Consider the following 22,493-nt stretch of genomic DNA (forward strand, 5'->3'; position numbering starts at 1 on the left):
AGCCGCGACACACCGTTCCTACGCGCTCAGTCGCTGTCAACGGGCAACAGTCCCGAACCCCCTGCAACCTCGGTTGAAGCCGACAGGTTCCCGTCGCGGTCTGCCTCAGTGGCTGGCCGCGTGCCGGGCGTGCGAGTGCGGGTGGTTCTTTTCCAGTGCCGGTGAAAGCGACTCGGAGTATCCGTCAGGGGTCGACCGCCGGAAGAGCGTCGCGGTTTCGCTCGCGGCCGGGCTTTCCCCACCCGTACCGTCGGCCCTGTAGGGGGCTTCCGCGGACGAGCCGTCCGCAACGGTAGGCGTCCGGCGACCGAGGGTGACGGCCGCCAGCCCGAGCACGCTCCACAGGACGAGAACGGCGATGTGGCCTCCGGAGCCGTTGCCGTTGAAGTAGGCCGTGCCGCGCAGGAGATTCGCGCCGGCGCCCGGAGGCAGCCACTGGCCGATTTCGTCCACCGCCTTGGGCAACAGTTCCGGTGCGGACGTGCTGCCGGAGAACGGGTTCCCCACGAAGACCATGAGCGCGGCGCTGACCCCGAGCCCCGCGGGGCCGATGAGCGTGATCAGGCCGGCGCTGGTCGCGCTGATGGCGAGCATGGTGAGGGACAGGGCCGCCCAGGTGGCCACATGCTGGTGCGGCAGTGCACCGAGGATGCCCTGGGCAGCCAGATAGGCACTGAAGCCAGTAGCGGCGCACGCAACGACCAGGCCGACGAGCCGACGCCAGCCCGGCATCCGGGCACTCGACATCGAGATGAACGATGCGATCAGAATGCTGCACATGGTGAGCGGGAGAAGCGCCGAGCTGAACACCACCCCCCGGGGATCGTCTGCAGAGGTCGGGACGACATCCACCGTCCTCACACTGACCTTGACGGACGAATCGGAGACCTGCTTCCCGGCTTTGGGCCTGGCGGACCTGCCGTGGGCCGACTGCGCGGCACTCTCGGCCGCCAACTGAGTTGCATGGGCGGCGAGTTGCTGGCCGGACGTACCGAGCAACTGGGCCACGGACGCGCTGGCGGCGGTGGCCTCCAGCACGGTGAGGCTCCCAGGGGTGACGACGAAGGCGCCGTAGACCTCCCTGTCCTTGATCGCGGAGCGCGCCGACGCCTCGTCGGGGTAAAGGTGGAAGTCGAATCCCCCCGGCTCGCTGTGCGCCAGGGCTTCGATCGCAGTCTGGCTGGCCGTGCTCGTGCCCACGATCCCTACTGGCAGATCACGCGGTGCGATGCGCGATGCGGGCCACGCGTACGCCATCACGGCCAGCGAGATCACCAGTGGCAACGCCACTGTCACGATGACGGCCCGACGCCACGACAGGACTTCCGCCAACGGGTTCTTCACGCTCACACCTCTCGAAAACGAATGATCATTCTGTTGCGCCCCCCAGTCTGCTAGGGCCATCAAGAAAGGTCAATACGAACATTCGTTTTTCTTTTTAGGCGCCCGATGCCGCAGGTCACCGGTGGTGGCCCGGGCCGAAGCCCGGCGATACCCCTCGCCGGCCAGGAAGTTCAACGACTTGCCGGCGCACCTGCGCTCTGTCCTCGCCGCGGTCGTCCGAGAGCACCAGAAGTGCGGCGGCCTGCCTCACGACATGGCCGCCAAGGCGATCGCCGCTGCACTGATCCGGGTCCTGCCCGGCTACATCCTCCCGCCGACCATGCTCGTTCCCACGGTCGCGGATGGAGTCGCCGACACGGCGCGGGCACTGGGGCCGGTGTCGAGCCGTTGGAGACCCTGCTCTGTCCGGGCACCCGCCTCCGCGCCCAGATCGTGTTCGCTGCCCGACCCGGCCAAGCGCTCCCAGGTCATCGGCACGATCGACTTCGTGGACGACATCGTCGACACCGAGCCCTACCGCAAACTCGGCCGCAACCAGCTCCGCGTCGCCATGTCAGGATCCGACGCCGTACATCGTAGATGCACGGCGCCCGTCACCCGCTGTTCTCACGCAGCCGCGCAACTCACCACAGGCACACCCCCGCCCCCGGGCGCGCCCCCGAACCCGAAGCTCGCCGAACCGTCCACGGCCACCGCTCCGTTGTGGTCGGCGTTGGAGGCTGTGACGGTCGCTCCGGTCTGGGCGTACGTGGCGTTCCACATGTTCGTGATCTGTTGGGAGCCGGACCACGTCCAGGTCACCTGCCAGGACTTGAGGGCAGTCGTACCGGTGTTGGTGACCGACACCTGGGCGTTGAAGCCGCTGCCCCAGTCGCTGCTGACGGTGTAGACGGCGGAACAGGAAGCCGTACTGCCGCCACCGTCGTCGCCACCGCCGGCCCCGGTCGAGGGGAATCCCGGCGCCTTGATGCTCGCCAGATACCCGTCCTTCACCGTGTCCACCGTCGCCCAGTCGTCCTTCAGGATTCCGCCCGTGTCACCGGAGTTGGGGTTCCAGGACCAGAACGTCCAGTGGAAGGAATCAGCCCCGTACGTCGACGTCGGCCGCAGGTAGCTCACCAGCGCGGCCAGCCACTTCTGGTCCACCGTCGACTGGAGCGTCGTACCGAACTCCCCCACCCACACCGGGGCGATGTTCTGCTTGAAGATGTAGCCCCAGTACTTGTCCCAGACGCCCGGCATGTTGTCGGGGAACGACGGATCGCTGAACCAGCTCTGCTGGGCCACGCTGGTCGCGTAGTCGTGGGCGGAGTACACGACCCGGTTGGCGACATCCAGTTGCACCGGGTACTGGGCGACGCCCATCAGGTTGCCGCCCCACCAGCCGGACACGCCGTTGTACGTCTGCACGCCCTCGACGAAGATCAGCAGATCGGGGTTGACGGAGAGGACGGCGTTCCCCGCCCGCTGCGCCGCCAGCCGCCAGTCCGTCGCCGTGTCGCCGCAGCCCCAGCAGGCCGGGTCGTGCGGCTCGTTGTGCAGGTCGATGCCGATGACGGTGTCCTGGCCGTCGTAGCGGGCCGCCAGGGACTTCAGGTTGGCGATCCAGGTCGACTCCGGGACGGCCGACGTGTACCAGAGGGCCGACTGCCCGCCCGAGTCCGGCCGGTGCCGGTCGAGGATGACCTTCAGACCGTCCTGGCCGGCGTACGACACGATCTTGTCCAGGACGCCCAGCGAGCTGAGCCCCTGGAGGTCCGCGTTCTTGCCACTGCTGAAGTCGATGCTGTTCGGGACGGTCGTGCTCTTGAAGATGTCGTCGCTGTACGGGAGCCGGATGGTGTTGTAGCCCAGCGACTTCATCTGGTCGATCATGCTCTTGTAGTCGCGCGACCAGAGGCCGTGGACGACGTAGTTGCCGGTCTCGAAGCCGAACCAGTTGATGCCGGCGATCCGGACGGGCTGTCCGGCCGCGTCCAGGATCTGCCGGCCGCTGGTGTGCCAGTAACCGGCTCCGGGCGCCTCGGCCGCATGCGCCGTGTGGACGCCGGCCAGCGGTATCAGGAGCGCCGCGGCGGCAGCACACAGCGCTCTTCGCAAGCTGCGGAACATGTCGCTGCTTCCTCTCGGGAGGCGCGGGCCCGGAACGTGTGGGAGCGCTCCCACAACACCGCACCCCCCATGGAAGTCAGTTCGCACGAACCCGTCAAGACACTCGACGTCACTTCGACGTCACCTCAGTCCCGCCGCACCAGCCGTCGCACGCCGAACAGTGCGGCGCAGATGACGGCGACGGCGACGGCGCCGACCTTGAAGCCGCTGTCGCCGGACCCGCCGCTCGCCGTCGAATCCCCTGAACCGCCACTGCTGGAGGGCGACTTGGAGCCGGACCCGCTCCCGCCCGATCCCCCCTCGGGCGCGTCCTCCGCCTTCACGGAACTGTCGGCCCCTTCACTGCCGTACATCAGCTTGGTGCCGTCGGCGGAGTAACTGACGGACTCCCCCTGCTGCTGCAACGGCACGTCGAGGCGGCCCAGCCGCTTGATCTTCCCGTCGTTCCAGTCGTAGGCGATCCCCCCGAAGTAGCCGCGTACGGCGAGCTGTTCGCCGTCCGGGGAGAAGGCGGCGTCGGTGGCCCAGAGATCGACGGTGGCGACGGGCTTGAAGATGTTGGTGCCGGAGGCGGAGAGGGTGGCCGGGCCCTCGTACAGATGCCCGCCGTCCTCGTTCTTGTCGATGATGTACGCGCGGCCGGTCTTCGGGTCGACGACGAGCGACTCGGCGTTGCGGGCGCCGTCCGAGTACTTCACCACGTACTGCGTGGCCCTGATCGTCTGGTCGACCAGCTTCTTCGGCTCGGACAGCTGATAGATCCACACATACGGCCACTTGCCGCCGAGGTTGTCGCCGATGTCGCCGACGTAGATCTGGTTGTCGGGGCCGATGGAGATGGCCTCGACGTCGCGGGGCGAGCCGATGCCGCTGAGGGTGATGCGGGCGACGGTCTTCCCGGTGCTGCTGTCGACGGCGTAGATGTACGGCCCGTCGTCGCTGTCGTTGTGCGTCCAGTAGATGCCGGGGTGCAGGTGGGAGGCTGCGAGCCCGCTGGACTCGGTGATGCGCGAGTCCTGGATGGTGAACCCCTGGTCACCGTCGGCGGCGGAGGCGGGCACGGTGAACGCACCCACGAGCAGGGCCCCGGCGAGGAGGGCGAACGGTCGACGCATGCCCCCAAGACTGCCATCCCGGACTGTGCGGCACGCGCGCGTGGCAGGCCTCACACCCCGCTCGTTCCGCCGATCGTCCGTTGATCCTCCATCATGAGCGGATGCTCAGGTTCATGCCCGTCGGCGACTCCCAGACGATCGGAAGCGCCGGCGAACACACATGGCGTTACCGGATGTGGCAGCACCTGCGCACGTCGTACGGCCGCCCGTTCGCCGTCGTCGGCCCGCGCGAGACGCTGTACGACAAGGCGACGGACGCGCCCACCTCGTACGAGTACGCCGACCCCGACTTCCCGCGCTCCCACCTGGCCGGCTGGGGCGAGGGCTGGCTGCATATGGCGCCGCTGATCGGGGAGGCGGTGCGTACCTGTCGCGCCGATGTCCTTCTCGTCGCCCTCGGCCTGATCGATCTGGGCTTCTACACGAACGCGGAGCAGACGGCGGAGAACGTGCGCCGGTTCGTCGAGGAGGCGCGGGCGGCCAACCCGCGCGTGCGGATGGTCGCACTGCCGGTGATCCCGAACTCCCGCGCACTGGAGGACCCCGACTTCGCCGCCGAGGTCACCGCCTTCAACGAACTCCTGGCCAAGGCCGTCGCCGACCTCGACGAGCCCCGCTCGCCCTTCCTGCTGGCCTCGCCCCCGCCGTCGTACGACATCAACCTCGACACCTACGACGGCACCCATCCCAATGCGAGCGGCGAGCACAAGATCGCAGAGGCGTTCGCGGAGGCGATGCATCAGGGGTGGGGGCTGGGCGGGGAGTACGACGGCTGAACCCTGGTGACGCCGGGCCCGCGTGTCCTGGTCACCGTGCGTATCGTTGTACTACGCGGCTGCTCTCGTCCGTGCGGCAGCCGGGGAGGAGCGCCACGATGACCGTCCTTGAAGACAGGATCGCGATGGCCGAGAGCGACAACACGCGCCAGCTCGACGAGATGTTCCAGCGGCTCGAGAAGATGCCCGTCCCCGAGGGATACAAGGTCGAGATCGTCGAGGGGGCCATCTACATGTCGCCGCAGCGGGGCGCGCACTGGGAGACCATTCTCCTGATCATCGAAGCGCTCAGGGACCGGTTCGGCAGGCGTTCGAAGGTGCTGTCGGACGTCCGCATGGACTTCCCCGGCTGCCTTAACGGCTACTGCCCGGACGTGGCCAAGCTGCGCGACGGCGCCGAGAAGGACGACGAGGGCAGGTGGGCCTACGAGGACGTCGAATTCGTCGCCGAGGTCATCTCCAAGGACACGGCCAAGAACGACTACGGGCCCAAGAAGACCGCCTACGCCCTGGCCGGGGTCCCGGTCTACGTCATCGCCGACCCCTACGTGGGCAAGTGCCACCTGTTCACGCAGCCCAAGGACGGCGACTACGTCTGCGACCTCTCCATCACCTACGGCGGTGTGGTCGACATGACCGCCACCCCCCTCGACTTCACGCTCGCCACCGACATGTTCCCCCGCGACTGAACGACGCCCGAGGCTCGCCCCCCGCCCAGCGCCTCCTCACTCAGCAGTCCAGTCGGCGTTCGCACCACAGACGATCAGGCACGGCAGGTCCCCGGGAACCCGGCCGGCCAGCCACGCGGCGAACGGGACGGCCGCCGCCGGTTCGGCTGCGATCCGGCACTCCTCCCAGAGCCGGTCGCGGGCATGCACGATCTCCTCATCGCTGACCAGCACGGACGACACGTCGTGTGCGGTGAGGACGGCGAAAGGGATTCCGCCTACCCGGCTCGCACCGGTCGCGGAAGCGGCGACGGAGATCACTGCGGAGTCCACTGGCCTGCCCGCAGCGAGCGCGTCGTGCAGGCAACGGCAGTGCTCCGGTTCGACTGCGACGACACGGCGCTCGCCGCTCGTGAGTGCCGTACCGGCCGCCAACCCGCCACCGCCGACAGCCGCGGCGATCACATCGACCTCGGGCGCGTCGGCGACGATCTCGGCAGCCACGGTTCCCTGGCCCGCGATGACGGCCGGATCGTCATAGGGGTGGAGGAATCGATGCCCCGGTCGCGCGGCGACCTGCGCTGCCGCCGAGGCGGCCTCGGCGAACGTGGCGCCGTACCGGACGAGCCGCGCACCGGCGGCCTCGATGCGGCGGGCCTTCGCCTCCGGAACCGTCTCCGGCACATGGATCGTGGCGGCCACGCCGAGCAGCGAAGCGGCGGTTGCGACAGCCAGGCCGTGGTTGCCGCCGGACGCGGCGACGAGGTGATCGTCCAGTGACCCGGAGAGTATCGCGTTGAGCGCGCCGCGCAGTTTGAACGAGCCGCTTCGCTGGAGGTACTCCAGTTTCAGCAGGACACGGCGGTTGTCGATCTCCAGGTCGAGCAGCGGAGTACGACGAACGTGAGGACGGATTCTGTCGGCGGCTGTCTGAACGTCGGTGCCGGAGACCACGTGGGTGGGGCTCTTCATGGAGTCCATGCTTCGTAAGGACAGCCATCAGCACAAGCAACGATCAATAAGCAGCCATTAGTGATGCTTACGATGGGCCCATGGTGCGAGAGCTGGATGTCAACCGCCTCCTGGTCCTGGTCGAGGTGGCACACGCCAAATCCATCGCCGAGGCTGCTCGCAGTCTGGCCTTCACGCCATCGGCTCTGTCTCAGCAGGTCTCCAAGCTGGAGAAGGAACTCGGCACCCGACTGCTGGAGCGACGCCCTACCGGCGTCACACTGACGCCGGTAGGCACCGTCCTGGTGGAACACGCGGAGCGTGTGATCGGCGAACTGCGGCAGGCACGAGCGGCAGTCGACGCCGCGATGGGGGTCAAGCCGCAGCGTCTCGCGCTGGGCTCGTTCGCCACCGCGGCGCAGGCGCTGGTGCCGACGGCACTGGCGGAGCTGCAACTCCGCCATCCGAACGCCGAGTTGTCGCTCGTCGACATCGAACCACCCGAAGGTTACGGACTGGTGACGTCAGGCGATCTCGACGTGCTCATCACCCATCGCTACCCCGGCGTGGCACCGAAGCCGCATCCAGGGCTCGACCGGCAGCCGCTGCTGGACGACCCCCTACGACTGGTGCTGCCTGCCGACCACCGGCTCGCCAAGGGCGCGGCACGTCGCGGTATCGACCTCGGTCGGCTCGGCAACGAGACGTGGATCTCGGGCGCACCGGGCATTCCGAACAGGACCTGCCTGGAGACACTCGCTCACCAAGTCGGCATCGAGCCTCACGTCGCCTATGAGTCCGCCGACTACCACGTCATCCTGGCGCTGGTCGGCGCAGGTCTGGGCGTCGCGCTCGTCCCCGAGAGCATGCTCGCTGCCGCCGGCCGACCCGAGGTCTCGGTGCACTCGCCTCGGGGGCTCACCCCGGCCCGCGAGATCAGCACCGTGCACCGTCGCCGGCCGACCGCACTCGTCCGGGAGCTCACGACCATCCTGCACGCTGCCGCGGAAGCCATGAGACAGGGAGGGAAGCCCTACGAGGGCTGACTGTTGCCCGCGTCCTCGATGCGCCGACGAGGAAGCCGGCGCAGGGGCGGACTGCGGCCGCAGGTCGTCCCAGTGCCCCTGCTGCTCGCCGAGGTGGACGGCACGCGCGCGTTCCCCCGCAACCGACTGGCAGAATCCCGTCGCATGGCGATCATCCACCACACCACCCTCAAGCCCACCAAGCTGGAACTCCTCACCACCTGGCTGCCCACCCGCCCGTGGTACGTCGGCGACGGCGCACCGGAGTTGACCAAGGCCGGCGGGTTCCGGCTGGACGACCCGGAGGGTGAGGTCGGCATCGAGTTCATGGTGGCCGTCGACACGTCCGGCCCCGAGCCCACCGCCTATCTGGTCCCCCTCACCTACCGCGGCGCCCCGCTCGCCGGCGCGGAACACGCCCTCGTCGGCACCATGGAGCACGGCGTGCTGGGACCGCGCTGGGCCTACGACGGCTGCCACGACCCGGTGCTGTACGCCGAGCTCCTGGCCCTGATCGAGGGCCGCGCCCAAGCCATGGCCCAGAGCATCACGGACACTCCCGACCACGAGGTCGCCCGCTCCTGCACCGGCAGCGGCTTCCCCTCCCCCGCCTGGCCCGTCACGGTCACCGACGACCAGGACGGCACCGAGTTGCCCGCCCCGGACGGCGCGGCCCTCCGCCTCAACCGAGTCCTGCAACCCACCGCCCCCGACACTCCTCCCCAGGGGGCCACAGGCCACGTCGCCGGCGCCTGGCAATCCCCGGACGGCACCCGCGCCCGAGCGGTGTTCGCCGCGCTGTACACCACCGTTCCCAGGGACTGAGCGGGAGTGAGCCAGGATTCAAGCTCGCGCTCCAGCTCAGTCGCCCTTGCTTCGAGCGCACTCCAAGCCGTTGGCTAGATGCTCATGAAGTACACGCAGCTCGGACGCACAGGCCTCAAGGTCAGCCGACTGGTCCTCGGCACGATGAACTTCGGACCGCAGACGAACGAGGCGGACAGCCACGCGATCATGGACGCGGCGCTGGACGCGGGGATCAACTTCTTCGACACGGCCAACGTGTACGGCTGGGGCGAGAACAAGGGCCATACCGAGGAGATCATCGGGAACTGGTTCGCCAAGGGCGGTGAGCGGCGCGACAAGGTTGTCCTCGCCACCAAGGTGTACGGCAACATGGCCGCCGACGGCGACGCCTGGCCCAACCACGACAAGCTCTCCGCGCTCAACATCCGACGGGCGGTCGACGCCAGCCTGAAGCGGCTGCAGACCGACTACATCGACGTCTACCAGTTCCACCACATCGACCGCCACACTCCCTTCGAGGAGATCTGGCAGGCCATCGACGTGCTGGTGCAGCAGGGCAAGATCCTCTACGTCGGGTCCTCCAACTTCCCCGGCTACAAGATCGCCCAGGCCAACGAGATCGCGGCGAAGCGCCACGGCACCATCGGGCTCGTCAGCGAGCAATGCCTGTACAACCTCGCCGAGCGCCGCGCCGAGATGGAGGTCATCCCGGCCGCGCAGGACTACGGCCTCGGGGTCATCCCCTGGTCGCCGCTGCACGGCGGGCTGCTCGGCGGGGTCATCAAGAAGGAGGTCGAGGGCGGCCGGCGTGCCTCCGGCCGCGCGGCCGACGCGCTCGCCAACAGCGCTCAGCGCGCGCAGCTCCAGGCGTACGAGGATCTGCTCGACAAGCACGGCGTGGAGCCCGGCGAGGCCGCGCTGGCCTGGCTGCTCACCCGGCCCGGCGTGACCGGCCCGATCGTCGGCCCGCGCACCGCCGAGCAGCTCGCGTCGGCGCTGCGTGCCGTCGAGCTGGAGCTGAGCGAGGATCTGCTGGCCGGTCTCGACGAGATCTTCCCGGGGCCGGGGCCGTCGCCGGAGGCCTTCGCCTGGTAGCCACCGGGCGGCCGCGCCGCGCTCACCTGCCGAGCGCGGCCGCCAGGGCGACGACGACGAACATCAGCACAAGCGCACCGGCCATGATCCGGTTCCGGGTTTTCGGGTCCACGCGTACGAGCGTAACCGGCCGCGCCGAGGGCCTGTCCGGCGGACCGTACCGAGACGCCAGGCCCGGGGTGTGCCGTCGGCGAGTGTGACACATTCCCGAAAAGTGTCACACTGCGCGGACCTGCGAACCGGGCGCGCGGGTTCGCAGGCAGCATCGTCCCTCCCCCGGGCTCTTCGCTCAGGCAGACCGGGCGGGCCCCAGCGGCCAGCGGCCGATCGCCTCGTACCGGGGCTGCTCGCCCGGCACGCCCGACCTCGGCAGGGTGCTGCGTACCAGGCACAGGTCCGTCACCGTCCAGGTGCTGCTGGTGAAGGGGGCGAGAGCCTCGACGTACGGGCGTACCGGCACCGCCACCGCCTCCCTGCCGCGGGCCACCGTCAGGTGGGCCTTGTAGCGGCGGTGCTCGCCCATCCGTACGCCCGCCTTGCGCGCCGCCGCCTCGCTGCGTTCGGCCAGCAGCCGCAGCGACTCCAGGTCCCCCTCCGCGCCCGTCCACAGCGCCCGTCCGTGCCCGAACTGCCCGCCGCCGCGCAGGGCCAGCGGGAAGGGGGACATTCGGTGGGCCGCGCGCTCCAGGCGGGCCGACAGGTCCGGTACGAGGTCGTCGTCGACCTCGCCGTAGAACGCGAGCGTGAAGTGCCAGCCGGGACGGCCCGTCCAGCGCAGCCCCTCCGCGCCGGGCAGCTTCTTCAACGCGGCGACTTCGGCAGCCAGCTCACGGATGACGCCCTCCGGGGGCAGCACGGCGGCGAAGAGTCTCATGGGCGTCACCCTTCCAGGGAACGGATCACCCGGCGAGCGGCCCGCACGACGGACGTACGTTGTCCGCCCTGGAACGCATGAAGCAGCTGACTTGAGCGGCCCGTAACGCAATCATCGGTCCATGGCGATCAGGAGCGACATGGGAACAGGCCCGGACACGGGCATCAGCATCAGAGACGGCCGACCCGACGACATCCCCGCGATACTCGGCATGCTCGACAGCTGCGTGGAGTGGCTGGTGGCGCAGGGCCGCACCGGCCAGTGGGGGACGAAGCCCCTGTCGGAGCACCAGAAGACGGTGGAGTCGGTCGCCCGGTACATGGACGAGGGCGACACGTACATCGCCGAGGTCGGCGGCGTGCCGGCGGCCACCCTCACCCTGACCGACGCGCCGGGCGCCTACCTCGCCCACCTTCCGCCGCCCGGCGAGCCCGAGCGGTACATCCACTGGCTCGCCTCCGACCGCCGCTTCAAGGGCCAGGGCGTGGGCAGCGCCCTGCTCGCACATGCCGCCGAGGAGACCAGGCGCGCCGGCGTCTCCCTGCTGCGGGTGGACTGCTACGCCGGCGACGACGGCAAGCTCGTCGGCTACTACGAGAGCAACGGCTTCATCCGCACGGAGACCTACGTCGCCACGAACCAGTGGCCGGGGCAGGTGCTGGCCCGGAGGGTGTAGACCGCCACCCGCCGGGCCAGGGCACCGCTCAGGCCGCCGTGGCCAGTTCGCGCTCCCGCGGGACGAAACCCACCCGGGGGTGGCCGTGGTTCCAGCCGACCGACAGGCGCAGGCCGCCGATGCGGGCCACGATCAGGCCGATGGTGACGGCCGCGGCGGCCGCGACGGCGCCGCCCGCCGCGAGGCCGGCGCGGACGCCGTACGTGTCCGTGACCCAGCCGGCGATCGGCGCGCCCACCGGCGAGCCGCCCATGAACACCATCATGTACAGGGCCATCACCCGGCCCCGCATGGCCGGGTCGGTGGCCATCTGGACGCTGGTGTTGGCGGTGACGTTGACCGTCATGCCGAACATGCCGATCGGGGCCATGAGCAGGGCGAACAGCCAGAGGGAGGGGGCGATGGCCGCGACGATCTCGAGCGTGCCGAAGAGCACCGCCGCCGCGACCAGCACGCGCATCCGGGCCGTGCCCCGACGGGCGGCGAGCAGCGCGCCGACCAGGGAGCCGACCGCCATCAGCGTGTTGAAGAGGCTGTACGAGCCCGCCCCCGTGTGGAAGACGTCGTTGGCGAAGGCCGAGAGGTAGACGGGGAAGTTGAAGCCGAAGGTGCCGATGAACCCGATCAGGACGATCGTCCAGATCAGCTCGGGGCGCCCGGCGACGTAGTGCAGGCCCTCGCGCAGCTGACCCTTGCCGCGCGGGGCGCGCTCGACGACGCGCAGTTCGCGGGCGCGCATCAGCAGCAGGCTCGTGAGGGGCGCGACGAAGGACAGGCCGTTGGCGAGGAACGCCCAGCCGGTGCCCACGCCGGTGATCATGAGGCCCGCGACGGCGGGGCCGACCAGCCGGGCGGACTGGAAGTTCGCGGAGTTCAGGCTGACCGCGTTCTGCAGCTGGTCGCGGCCGACCATCTCGTTGACGAAGGACTGGCGGGCCGGGTTGTCGATGACCGTGGCGAGGCCGACGACGAAGGCGGCGAGGTAGACGTGCCAGACCTGGACGTGGCCGGAGAGGGTGAGGAAGGCGAGGGCGAGGCCGGTGAGGGCCATCGCGGACTGCGTGAACAGGAGGGTGCGGCGCTTGGGGAGGCGGTCGACGAGGACGCCGCCGTAGAGGCCGAAGAGCAGCATCGGCAGGAACTGCAGGGCCGTCGTGAAGCCGACGGCCGTGGAGGAGCCGGTGAGGCTGAGGACCAGCCAGTCCTGTGCGATGCGCTGCATCCAGGTGCCGGTGTTGGAGACGACCTGGCCGACGAAGAACAGACGGTAGTTCCTGATCTTCAGGGAGCTGAACATCGAGGACTTGCCGGTCCTCCCGGGGGAGGTGTCGTGGGCGGTCGGTGCGGGGGCGGAAGGTGCTCCGGATCCCGTACTCAAAAGGGTTCGCCTCCTTGCGGCTGTGCTTTACAGATGTGCGAGCTTCTCCAGCACGGGGGCGGCTGCGCGCAGTTTCGCCCACTCGTCCTCGTCGAGGCCCTCGACCAGGGTGGCCAGGAAGGCGTTCCGCTTGCGGCGGCTCTCCGCGAGCATCTCCGTGGCCTGTTCGGTCTGTGTGACGACCTTCTGGCGCCGGTCCTCGGGGTGCGGCTCCAGCCGGACCAGTCCCTTGGCCTCGAGCAGCGCGACGATGCGGGTCATCGACGGCGGCTGGACGTGCTCCTTGCGGGCGAGCTCGCCCGGGGTCGCGCTCCCGCACTGGGACAGGGTGCCCAGCACCGACATCTCGGTCGGGCTGAGCGACTCGTCGACTCGCTGGTGCTTGAGCCGACGGGACAGCCGCATGACGGCGGATCGCAGGGAGTTCACGGCGGCAGCGTCGTCGCCATGGTTAAGGTCCGGCATGTCGTTAGCGTAACTCATTACTCTCCCTAAAGACCAGCGGGGGGTGCGCAACAGTGCCCGTGACCCTGGCCACTCAGTCGGAATATCACTCATATGGGTGATCCACATGTGGAACGTGACGCCCCGCACCGAAGCGTGCCGCGACTCTCATGGACATGGGGACCAGCGTGCTCAGCCTGCGGATGGACGGGGAGCTGCTCGAAAGGCTCCGGCACCACGCGGCGAAAAGAGGAATGAGCGTCCAGGACTATGTCGTCCGGACGCTCATTCGAAATGACTTCGACGAGCGGTTCCAGACCGCCGTCGAGGAGACGGAGAAGTTCTACGGGGTCACGTGACCCACAGCGGTCGGGTCACCCGCCCCCACCGGTCAGGTCAGACCCAGCGCCGGCATGAGGTAGTAGAAGGCGAACACCGCCGCGACCGCGTACATCGCGGCCGGGATCTCACGACCCCGCCCGGCCGCCAGGCGCAGCACCACGAAGGTGATGAAGCCCATGCCGATGCCGTTGGTGATCGAGTAGGTGAACGGCATCATCACCATCGTGATGAAGGCCGGGATGGCGATGGTGAAGTCGGCCCAGTCGATCTCCTTGACCGAGCCGGCCAGGATCAGGAAGCCCACCGCGAGCAGGGCCGGGGTGGCCGCCTGGGAGGGGACCATCGTGGCGACCGGGGTCAGGAACAGGGCCACGGCGAACAGCGCGCCGGTGATGACGTTCGCGAAGCCGGTGCGCGCGCCCTCGCCGACGCCGGCCGTGGACTCCACGAAGCAGGTGGTGGCCGAGGAGGAGCTGGCGCCGCCCGCGGCGACGGCGATGCCGTCGACGAAGAGGACCTTGTTGATGCCGGGCATCTGGCCCTGCGCGTCGGTCAGCTTGGCCTCGTCGCTGACGCCCATGATCGTGCCCATGGCGTCGAAGAAGGTCGACAGCAGGACCGTGAAGACGAAGAGGATGCCGGTCAGGACGCCGACCTTGTCGAAGCCGCCGAACAGGCTGACCTTGCCGAGCAGGCCGAAGTCAGGGGTGGCGACGGGGTTGCCGGGCCACTTGGGCGTGGTCAGGCCCCAGCTCGGCACCTTCGCGACCGCGTCGATGATGACCGCGAGGACGGTCATCGCGACGATCGAGATCAGAATCGCGCCGGAGACCTTGCGCATGATGAGGGCCAGGGTCAGCAGAGCGCCCACGATGAAGACAAGCACCGGCCAGCCGTTGAGGTGACCGTCGGCGCCCAGCTGGAGCGGGACCGTGGTCTGGGCGACGTCCGGGATGCGGGAGATGAAACCGGAGTCGACCAGGCCGATCAGCATGATGAACAGGCCGATACCGATGGCGATGGCCTTGCGCAGGCCGTAGGGGACGGCGTTCATGACGCGCTCGCGCAGACCGGTGGCGACGAGCAGCATCACGACGAAGCCGGCCAGGACGACCATGCCCATGGCGTCCGGCCAGGACATCCGCGGGGCGAGCTGGAGCGCGACGACGGAGTTCACACCGAGGCCGGCGGCGAGCGCGATGGGCACGTTGCCGATGACGCCCATGAGGAGCGTGGTGAACGCGGCCGTGAGCGCCGTCGCCGTGACCAGCTGGCCATTGTCGAGCTGGTGCCCGTACATGTCCTTCGCGCTGCCCAGGATGATCGGGTTCAGCACGATGATGTAGGCCATCGCGAAGAAGGTGGCGAAACCGCCGCGGATCTCGCGGGACAGCGTGCTGCCGCGCTCGGAGATCTTGAAGTAGCGGTCGAGGGCGCCGTACGCGGGCGTGGCGCCCGGCTGCTCGGGCGCGGGGACCTTGGCGGGAGCCGAGGTGGACATGCGGGACCTCAGGGGGTGAAAGGGGTGGGGAACATGATCGAGTCTCGCCGCTTCCAGGCCACCAACGGGTTTCCCCCAAAGCCGCTGTTGGTGTTTCATACGAATGGAAGTAGCCAGACTCGGACCGTTTCAGTATGAACATATGAAGGCGAATTGGCCATCTCCGCGCGTAGACCGCTGGTACACAAGGGATCCGCGGGCGTGGGCGGGTACCGCCGGAGCGCCTCGTAAGCTGTGTACATGGCCAAGTGGACCCCCAAGCACGAGGCGCCCGAGCCCCTGGAGGGCCCCGTGGTCGCCACCATCACCGGCGGCACGATCGTCTGGTTCGTTCTGTTCCTCGTGCAGCTGCCGTTCTACGGCTGGTTCGACGACCGCGGCCATGCGTGGTGGGTGTGGACCTGCCTGGCCGGCGGGGGGCTGGGCCTCATCGGCATCTGGTACGTACGGAAGCGGGACGCGGCGATCAAGAGGGCGGCGGCGGAAGCGACGACAGCGGCCGAGTAATACCGCCGGACTCCCCGCCTACAACCACCGCATCAATCCACCGGGCCCCCGTCGTCCTCTGGTCGGATCTTCCACCCACTCGGCGGGTGAACCCCCAAATCCGCACGTACCGTCGATGTATGACGCACATCGACGCCGGCGCCGAGCTCGATCCCGTGCACCCGGTGCCCCTCCCGTCGCCTCCGACGACCGGGCTGAGCGCGGCCCAGGTCGCGGAGCGCATAGCGCGCGGGCAGGTCAACGACGTGCCGGTGCGCAGCAGCCGCTCCCTGGGCGAGATCGTCCGCGCGAACGTCTTCACGCGGTTCAACGCGATCATCGGCGTGCTCTGGCTGATCATGCTGTTCGTCGCGCCGTTCCAGGACAGCCTGTTCGGGTACGTGATCATCGCCAACACCGGGATCGGCATCATCCAGGAGTGGCGGGCGAAGCAGACCCTGGACTCGCTCGCCCTCATCGGGGAGGCCCGGCCGACCGTACGGCGGCAGGGCACGGCCGTCGAGATCGGCACCTCGGAGATCGTGCTCGACGATCTGATCGAGATCGGGCCGGGCGACAAGGTGGTCGTCGACGGCGTCTGCGCCGAGGCCGACGGGCTGGAGATCGACGAGTCGCTGCTCACCGGTGAGGCCGACCCGGTCGTCAAGCGGCCGGGAGACGAGGTCATGTCCGGCAGCTTCGTCGTGGCCGGCGGCGGGGCCTTCAAGGCCACCAAGGTGGGGCGCGAGGCCTACGCCGCCCAGCTCGCCGAGGAGGCCTCCCGCTTCACGCTCGTCCACTCCGAGCTGCGCTCCGGCATCTCCACGATCCTCAAGTACGTGACGTGGATGATGGTCCCGACCGCGATCGGCCTGATCATCAGCCAGCTCGTCGTCAAGCAGCACGGGTTCAAGGACTCGGTCGCGCGGACGGCCGGCGGCATCGTCCCGATGGTCCCGGAGGGGCTCGTGCTCCTCACCTCCGTCGCCTTCGCCATCGGCGTGATCCGGCTTGGCCGAAAACAGTGCCTCGTCCAGGAGCTGCCCGCCATCGAGGGCCTCGCCCGCGTCGACACCGTCTGCCTCGACAAGACCGGCACCCTCACCGAGGGCGGCATGGACGTCACCGAGCTCCGGACCCTCGACGGCCACGACGAGGCATACGTACGAAAAGTGCTCGGCGCGCTCGGGGAGTCCGACCCGCGGCCCAACGCCTCTCTCCAGGCCGTCATCGACGCCTACCCCGACGCCGAGGAGTGGCGCTGCACCGAGTCCCTGCCCTTCTCCTCCACCCGCAAGTACAGCGGCGCCTCCTTCAGCGAGGGGGACGGGGAGTCCAGTACGTGGCTGCTGGGGGCGCCCGACGTCCTGCTGACCGACGGCGACCCCGCCCTCGCCGAGACCGTGCGGCTCAACGAGGAGGGGCTACGGGTGCTGCTGCTCGCCCGGGCCGAGCGCGACCTCGACGGTCCCGACGTGGCCAAGGGCGCCAGGCCCGCCGCCCTCGTCGTACTGGAACAGCGGCTGCGCCCGGACGCGGCCGACACGCTGCGCTACTTCGCCGAGCAGGACGTCCACGCCAAGGTCATCTCCGGCGACAACGCGGTGTCCGTCGGGGCGGTCGCGGGCAAGCTCGGGCTCACCGGTACCACCCTCGACGCACGCCGGCTGCCCACCGGCAAGGAGGACATGGCGCGTGCCCTCGACGAGGGCACGGTGTTCGGACGGGTCACCCCGCAGCAGAAGCGGGACATGGTGGGCGCCCTCCAGCACCGCGGCCACACGGTCGCGATGACCGGCGACGGCGTCAACGACGTGCTCGCCCTGAAGGACGCCGACATCGGCGTGGCGATGGGGTCCGGCTCCGAGGCCACCCGGGCCGTCGCCCAGATCGTGCTGCTGAACAACAGCTTCGCCACGCTGCCCTCGGTGGTCGCCGAGGGGCGGCGGGTCATCGGCAACATCACCCGCGTGGCCACGCTCTTCCTGGTGAAGACCGTCTACTCGGTCCTGCTGGCCGTGCTGGTGGTGTGCTGGCGGGTCGAGTACCCCTTCCTGCCCCGGCACCTGACCCTGCTGTCCACCCTGACCATCGGCGTCCCGGCCTTCTTCCTCGCCCTCGCCCCCAACAAGGAACGCGCCAGACCCCACTTCGTCCGCCGGGTCATGCGGTACTCGATCCCGGGCGGGGTCGTGGCAGGAGTGGCGACCTTCGCGATGTACCTGATCGCCCGGCACCACTACACCGGCACGGGCGCGCTGGACGCCGAGACGAGCGCGGCCACCCTGACCCTGTTCCTGATCTCGATGTGGGTACTGGTGATCATCGCCCGCCCCTACACCTGGTGGCGGATCGCCCTGGTCGCCTCGATGGGCGCGGCCTTCCTGCTGGTGCTGGTCGTGCCGTGGCTCCAGCACTTCTTCGCACTGAAGCTGGTGGGGATGGAGATGCCGTGGGGCGCGGTGGGCATCGCGGCGGTGGCGGCGGTCACCCTGGAACTGCTGTGGAAGTGGGTCGACCGCCGCTTTCCCGCGTAGCGGTACCGCGCGTGCTGCTGGGCTGCTTACTTCACGTCGACGAAGTCGCCGGCGGTGGTGATCGCCGGGGTCGTCGAGGTGCCCGCGAAGCTGTAGCGGAAGTAGCCGTCGACGGAGGCCTTGACCGTGGTGCTCAGGTTGCCCGTCGAGTTGGTCTTGATGGTCTTGATGGTGGTGTAGGTGTTGGAGCCCTTCTTACGGAACTGCAGCTTCACCGGCTGGACGGTGTAGCCCGCGTACTTGAAGGTCTCCCAGTTGGCGCGGGCCAGCTTGCCCGTGACCGTGATGGTCTTGCCCTTCGTCACCGGCTCCGGCGAGGCGTTGACCGTCAGCGTCGAGTTGCGCTGGACGTGCTGGGTCGTCTGGTAGTCGTTCCAGTAGACGTTGGTGCCGTCACCGGCGAGCACACCCACCGTCACGTGCCAGGTGCCGGCCAGCGCGTTCTTGTACAGGTCGGAGCCGGGCGCGGCCGTGATGGTGAGCTTGCAGGTCGACGTGGTGGCGTTGGCCGCGGTGCAGGTGGCCGCGTCCTGGTTGGGCATCAGCAGACCGTCGAGGCCGTCTTCGACGTTCGTGCCGTGCCACAGGTCGATGTAGGCGTCGGCGATGCCGGTGGAGTGGCTCGCGGTCACCGACACGGAGAAGGTCTTCGCGTAGGTCGTGCCGACGACGATGTACTTGCTGGAGTTGACCGTGACCTTGGAGACCGTCGGCAGCTCGGCGTCGTCCGCGGTGACCGACGCACGGAGTCCCGACTTGGCCGACGAGACGCCGAAGCGCTCGGCGGCGGACGGCTTGGACAGGCCCGTGTCGCTCTGCGTGCCGGCCTGTGCGGCGGGCACGGCGAGGGCGGACAGGGCGAGGGCGCCGGTGACGGCGGCCACGGTGGCTCGGATGCGCATGCGCTCCCCCGGTAGGAGATGGGCCCCACCGTCCGTCTTCGCGCACGGCTCGTGAGGACGACGGGGCCCGATGGATCGTGGAGTCTTTTGACTCACGTGATCAGATGCGTGACGCAAGCGATTGGTTGTACGACCAGTGAAACTTTCGTGCGAATCAGCGATCTCGGAGAGATCGACGGGACCGACCGGACCGACCGGATCAGTCGAACCAGCGGTCGCGCGCCAGCTCCTCCGTCCGCGACGCGTCTTCGAGCAGCGCCGCCACCTCGAACCGGCGCGGCCACTGACCGGCCGCCCAGGCGAGTCCGGCGGCGACGCCCTCCAGGGTCGAGGCGTGCAGGACACCGTCGGCGGTGAGCCGCCAGTCGATCTCCACGCCGTCGACGACGAGCTCCTCGTGCTCGACGTACTCCTGAGGGGTCCGCGGCCCGAGCAGCACCCGCACCGAATCCGGTACGTCGTGCTCGGCGCCCTCGGAGTCCACCCCACCGGTGACGGACTCGCTCAGCCGTCGCACCTGGAACAGCTCGGCCAGCTGGGCGGCCCGCGCCGGGCGGACCGGCAGCAGGGGGACGCCCTCGGTGAAGGGCAGCAGGTCGGGCGAGTCGACGACCACGGCGTCGGCCGCGTCCACGACCTCCACCCGCCCGTCGACGACCGCCCGCACCTCGTCCGGCAGAGTGACCTGTTCGGGGTCCAGATCGGCCAACGCGCTGTAGAGGCCGTGCAGTTGGGCGGCGGTGACGGCGCGGTCCGGGTCGGCGAGCCGGTCGAGCAGTTCGGCGGCGCCGCCGGGCTCGTCGAGCAGCGCGGCCACGGAGGTGCGTACGCCGAGCGCCCGCAGCACCTGCTCGTCGTCGAATCCGGTCGCGTCGGCCTCGTCGTACAGGCCGCGCAGGAGCGGGTCCCCGCCGGCGGCGAGCAGGCCGGCCGGGCGGCGGCCGTCGATCACCGGGTGCCCGCGCAGCCACCAGGCCGTGTACGGCCGTACGACCTCGTGGGTGCCGTCGGGCAGCAGGATCCGCAGGGGCTGGATGAGCGCGTCGCGCAGCGGCGGCTGGGCGAGCAGGGCGAGGGCCTGCGGCCAGCGGTCGTCGTCGACGAGGTCGAGGTCGCGTACGGCGACGAGTTCGGTGGCGACGGGCGGCACCGGGGTGTCCGGGAACCGGTCGAGGATGTCCTCGCACCACACGTCCACGGCGTCCAGCAGACCGGCGTCGTCGGGTTCGGCGAAGTCCCCTTCGCGGGGCTCCAGTTCGTCGGGGTCGAGGACGATGTCCTCGGCACGGACGAGGGCGAAACCGGCGAGCACGCCGCAGGCGGCCAGCGGCTGCTCGCCCCACTTCTCGGCCAGTTCGGCTTCGACGAAGGCCAGTTCGTCCTCGCGCATCACCTGCGCGAAGGCGCTGCCGGGCAGCACGAGTTCACCGGCGGGGGCGAGTTCACCGTCCTCGTCGGAGAGGGCGAGGGCGCCGAGCCAGGGTTCCTCGCAGGGTTCGAGACCCGCGTCCCGTACGAGCCCGAGGACGGTGTCGGCCAGTTCCTCGGCGTCCAGGGTGTCCTCCTCCCACGCTCCGCCCTCGTCGTCGAGGGAGGCGGCGACGGCGGCGCGGACCTGGGGGGTGGTGAGGACGGCGCGGGGCGTGGCGGGCAGCGCGCCGAGCTTCTCCAGGAGGGGGTGGGCGGCGTCCGGGTGGGCGACCTTGAGGCCGAGCCGGGCGAGCACCTCGGGGTCGATACGGGCGCCGTCCGGGGTGGGCAGCAGCACCTGCCGGGGGCCGACGGCCGTACGCCCGTCCGCGAGCGGCACGGGCAGGCCGGAGAGCCGGTCGGGGTCGACCCCGGCGAGGCTGTCGTACAGCCGCCGCCACCAGTCGGGCTCCTTCTCCAGGCCGGCCAGCCGGTCGATCGCGTCGGCGAGCGGGACCCGGGCGACGCCCAGCGTGCGCAGCTCGACGCGGCGTTCCAGGCCGGCGGGCAGGAGCGTGGGCAGCACCTCGGCGAGGACCCGGACGGTGTCGCCGCCGGCGCCCTCGACGACTTCGGCGTCACGGGGGCGCAGGACCTCCAAAAGCTCGGAGTCGGGGGTGTCGTCCGGTTCGACCGCGGGCGGCAGGAAGGCCGTGCGGGGCAGGCGTTCGAGGATCGCCTGGCGCAGTGCGCCGTCGAGTTCGCCCTTGCCGAGCGGGCCGGGCACGAGGTCGATGATGTCCTCGCTCACCGGGCGCCAGCCGGCGAGGAGTTCGGTGTACGCGTCGGCCGCGCGCTGCACGAGGAAGTCGGTCAGCGGGCCGGGCGCGGCGTGGCGGCGGGTGGTGTCCAGCGGCAGGGAGGCGATGAGCAGGGCGGGGACGCCGAGGGGCTCGTCGCTGGGGGTGGGGGCGTGGACGAAGGGGCTGGTGCGGGGGTAGGCGGGGCTGCCGTCCCCGGCCACGGGCACGGCCCAGGTGAGCGACCAGTGGGGGCGCAGGCGCTCCTCCACGGGGCGGTCGGCGAGCAGGTCCGGGGTGAGGGGGCCGTGGGCGGCGACGGTGCGCCAGCGGGTGGTGCCCTCGCGGGAGTCCTGCACGACGGTGTGGACGTCGTCGGTGCGGCGGAGCAGCGTGCGGGGGCTGCCCTCGCCGATATCGACCACGACTTCCTCCAGGCCGGGCAGGGCGAGGAGGAGGGCGTCGTCGACGGCGTCGAGGAGGCGTTCGGCGAGGTCGGCGGCGGCCGCGTCACGCAGCGGGAGGACGACGACCGTGTCGTACGGGTCGGGGGCGGTGCCCTCGGCGGGGAACGGCAGGCGCAGCAGGGGGACGTGACCGTCCCGGCGGCGGATCTCGTCGCCGAGGCCGGGGCTGTGGCGGGCCGTGTCGGCGGCCAGCTCGCGGGCCTCGGCGAGGGACCAGCGGACGCCGCCGTGGCGGGCGAGAACCGCGGGTTCGTCGGTGACGGCGAGGACGGCGGCGAAACCGACACCGAAGCGGCCGACCGCGGTGTCGTGGGCGCCGCGTTTCGCGGAGGCGCGCAGGGTGGACAGCGACTCGACGCCGGCCGCGTCCAGGGGGGCGCCGGTGTTGGCGGCGGCGAGGACGCCGTCGCGGAGGGTGAGGCGGAGGCGGCCGGGTACGCCCGCGCGGGCCGCGGCGTCGGCGGCGTTCTGGGCGAGCTCGACGACGAGCCGGTCGCGGTAGCCGCCGAGGACGAGGTCCTCCTCGGCGTTGGCGTCCTCGCGGAAGCGAGCGGGGCTGGTGGCCCAGGCGTCGAGTACGCCGCGGCGCAGACGGGCCGTTCCGAAGGGGTCCGCGCCCTCGGGTGCCGGCCGCACGAACTTGCTCACGTTCCCACTCTCCTCATCGCCGTGAGGTCGAAGGTACCGCGAGGTCGAGCCCGGCTCCGCCGCGCCGGATTCCCGCCGCGACTTTTCAGCACCGGTCCGCATCATCCAGCCGGTCCGGCGATCGAGGACGCGGCC

19 protein-coding genes and 1 pseudogene are annotated in these 22,493 nt (G+C 70.0%); 10 read left to right on the plus strand and 10 right to left on the minus strand.

Annotation, left to right across the window (positions count from 1 at the left end):
• Positions 1–105 precede the first annotated feature (105 nt).
• Positions 106–1,404 carry an ABC transporter permease gene (locus tag ABT114_RS24945; protein ID WP_351145068.1) on the minus strand — a complete coding sequence of 433 codons (1,299 nt, stop codon included), beginning with the start codon at positions 1,402–1,404 and terminating at the stop codon, positions 106–108.
• 385 nt (positions 1,405–1,789) lie between these two features.
• Between ABT114_RS24945 and ABT114_RS24950 the strand changes: the two are divergent.
• Positions 1,790–1,897, plus strand: a pseudogene (locus tag ABT114_RS24950) (phosphoserine transaminase); the annotation flags it as partial.
• Positions 1,898–1,950: 53 nt separating this feature from the next.
• Here ABT114_RS24950 and ABT114_RS24955 read toward each other — a convergent pair.
• Both ABT114_RS24955 and ABT114_RS24960 read right to left on the minus strand, forming a co-directional pair.
• Positions 1,951–3,456, minus strand: a complete 1,506-nt coding sequence (locus ABT114_RS24955) for a cellulase family glycosylhydrolase (protein WP_351145069.1) — start codon at positions 3,454–3,456, stop codon at positions 1,951–1,953.
• A gap of 125 nt (positions 3,457–3,581) precedes the next feature.
• Entirely contained in the window at positions 3,582–4,571 is a 990-nt protein-coding gene (locus tag ABT114_RS24960) for a WD40 repeat domain-containing protein (protein WP_351145070.1), read from the minus strand.
• Positions 4,572–4,672: 101 nt separating this feature from the next.
• Between ABT114_RS24960 and ABT114_RS24965 the strand changes: the two genes are divergently transcribed.
• A complete protein-coding gene (locus ABT114_RS24965; RefSeq protein ID WP_351145071.1) occupies positions 4,673–5,347 on the plus strand; it encodes an SGNH/GDSL hydrolase family protein in 675 nt (224 codons plus the stop codon).
• Positions 5,348–5,445: 98 nt separating this feature from the next.
• Positions 5,446–6,036: a Uma2 family endonuclease gene (locus tag ABT114_RS24970; protein WP_351145072.1), complete on the plus strand. Its 591-nt coding sequence runs from the start codon at positions 5,446–5,448 to the stop codon at positions 6,034–6,036.
• A 36-nt stretch (positions 6,037–6,072) separates the two neighbouring features.
• Here ABT114_RS24970 and ABT114_RS24975 read toward each other — a convergent pair whose 3' ends face one another.
• A complete protein-coding gene (locus ABT114_RS24975; RefSeq protein WP_351145073.1) occupies positions 6,073–6,987 on the minus strand; it encodes a serine/threonine dehydratase in 915 nt (304 codons plus the stop codon).
• Positions 6,988–7,067: 80 nt separating this feature from the next.
• Here ABT114_RS24975 and ABT114_RS24980 point away from each other — a divergent pair, with 80 nt between their 5' ends.
• The 3 genes from ABT114_RS24980 (at position 7,068) to ABT114_RS24990 (ending at position 9,893) form a co-directional block, all read left to right on the plus strand.
• Positions 7,068–8,012, plus strand: coding sequence for a LysR family transcriptional regulator (locus ABT114_RS24980; protein WP_351145074.1), 945 nt, complete (start codon positions 7,068–7,070; stop codon positions 8,010–8,012).
• 144 nt (positions 8,013–8,156) lie between these two features.
• Complete coding sequence (locus tag ABT114_RS24985) at positions 8,157–8,816, plus strand: maltokinase N-terminal cap-like domain-containing protein (protein WP_351145284.1); 660 nt, start codon at positions 8,157–8,159, stop codon at positions 8,814–8,816.
• 84 nt (positions 8,817–8,900) lie between these two features.
• Positions 8,901–9,893, plus strand: a complete 993-nt coding sequence (locus ABT114_RS24990) for an aldo/keto reductase (protein WP_351145075.1) — start codon at positions 8,901–8,903, stop codon at positions 9,891–9,893.
• Between the two features lie 289 nt (positions 9,894–10,182).
• On the opposite strand, the gene thpR is transcribed toward ABT114_RS24990, so the two are convergent.
• Positions 10,183–10,767 (minus strand): RNA 2',3'-cyclic phosphodiesterase, encoded by a 585-nt coding sequence (gene thpR / locus ABT114_RS24995; protein WP_351145076.1) that lies wholly within the window; start codon positions 10,765–10,767, stop codon positions 10,183–10,185.
• Positions 10,768–10,888: 121 nt separating this feature from the next.
• Between thpR and ABT114_RS25000 the strand changes: the two genes are divergently transcribed.
• On the plus strand, positions 10,889–11,443 hold the full coding sequence (locus ABT114_RS25000; protein ID WP_351145077.1) for a GNAT family N-acetyltransferase: 555 nt from the start codon (positions 10,889–10,891) through the stop codon (positions 11,441–11,443).
• A gap of 28 nt (positions 11,444–11,471) precedes the next feature.
• Here the strand turns inward: ABT114_RS25000 and ABT114_RS25005 are convergent, their stop codons facing one another.
• Together ABT114_RS25005 and ABT114_RS25010 are read right to left on the minus strand one after the other, a co-directional pair.
• A complete protein-coding gene (locus ABT114_RS25005) occupies positions 11,472–12,821 on the minus strand; it encodes an MFS transporter (protein WP_502988377.1) in 1,350 nt (449 codons plus the stop codon).
• Positions 12,822–12,848: 27 nt separating this feature from the next.
• Positions 12,849–13,286, minus strand: coding sequence for a MarR family winged helix-turn-helix transcriptional regulator (locus ABT114_RS25010; RefSeq protein ID WP_351145078.1), 438 nt, complete (start codon positions 13,284–13,286; stop codon positions 12,849–12,851).
• Between the two features lie 149 nt (positions 13,287–13,435).
• Between ABT114_RS25010 and ABT114_RS25015 the strand changes: the two genes are divergently transcribed.
• Positions 13,436–13,624 (plus strand): ribbon-helix-helix protein, CopG family, encoded by a 189-nt coding sequence (locus ABT114_RS25015; protein WP_351145079.1) that lies wholly within the window; start codon positions 13,436–13,438, stop codon positions 13,622–13,624.
• Between the two features lie 32 nt (positions 13,625–13,656).
• Here the strand turns inward: ABT114_RS25015 and ABT114_RS25020 are convergent, their stop codons facing one another.
• Complete coding sequence (locus ABT114_RS25020) at positions 13,657–15,108, minus strand: NCS2 family permease (RefSeq protein WP_351145080.1); 1,452 nt, start codon at positions 15,106–15,108, stop codon at positions 13,657–13,659.
• Positions 15,109–15,348: 240 nt separating this feature from the next.
• Between ABT114_RS25020 and ABT114_RS25025 the strand changes: the two genes are divergently transcribed.
• Positions 15,349–15,615, plus strand: coding sequence for a DUF2530 domain-containing protein (locus tag ABT114_RS25025; RefSeq protein ID WP_351145081.1), 267 nt, complete (start codon positions 15,349–15,351; stop codon positions 15,613–15,615).
• 119 nt (positions 15,616–15,734) lie between these two features.
• The gene (locus ABT114_RS25030) at positions 15,735–18,131 is read left to right on the plus strand and encodes an HAD-IC family P-type ATPase (protein ID WP_351145082.1); all 2,397 of its coding nucleotides are present in this window, start codon (positions 15,735–15,737) and stop codon (positions 18,129–18,131) included.
• Between the two features lie 26 nt (positions 18,132–18,157).
• On the opposite strand, the gene ABT114_RS25035 is transcribed toward ABT114_RS25030, so the two are convergent.
• Entirely contained in the window at positions 18,158–19,033 is an 876-nt protein-coding gene (locus ABT114_RS25035) for a DUF5707 domain-containing protein (RefSeq protein ID WP_351145083.1), read from the minus strand.
• 199 nt (positions 19,034–19,232) lie between these two features.
• Positions 19,233–22,358, minus strand: coding sequence for a sacsin N-terminal ATP-binding-like domain-containing protein (locus tag ABT114_RS25040; protein ID WP_351145084.1), 3,126 nt, complete (start codon positions 22,356–22,358; stop codon positions 19,233–19,235).
• Positions 22,359–22,493: the final 135 nt, after the last annotated feature.

The sequence above is a fragment of the Streptomyces sp. NPDC002088 genome, from assembly GCF_040296605.1.
In the GTDB taxonomy this organism is placed as follows: Bacteria; Actinomycetota; Actinomycetes; order Streptomycetales; family Streptomycetaceae; genus Streptomyces.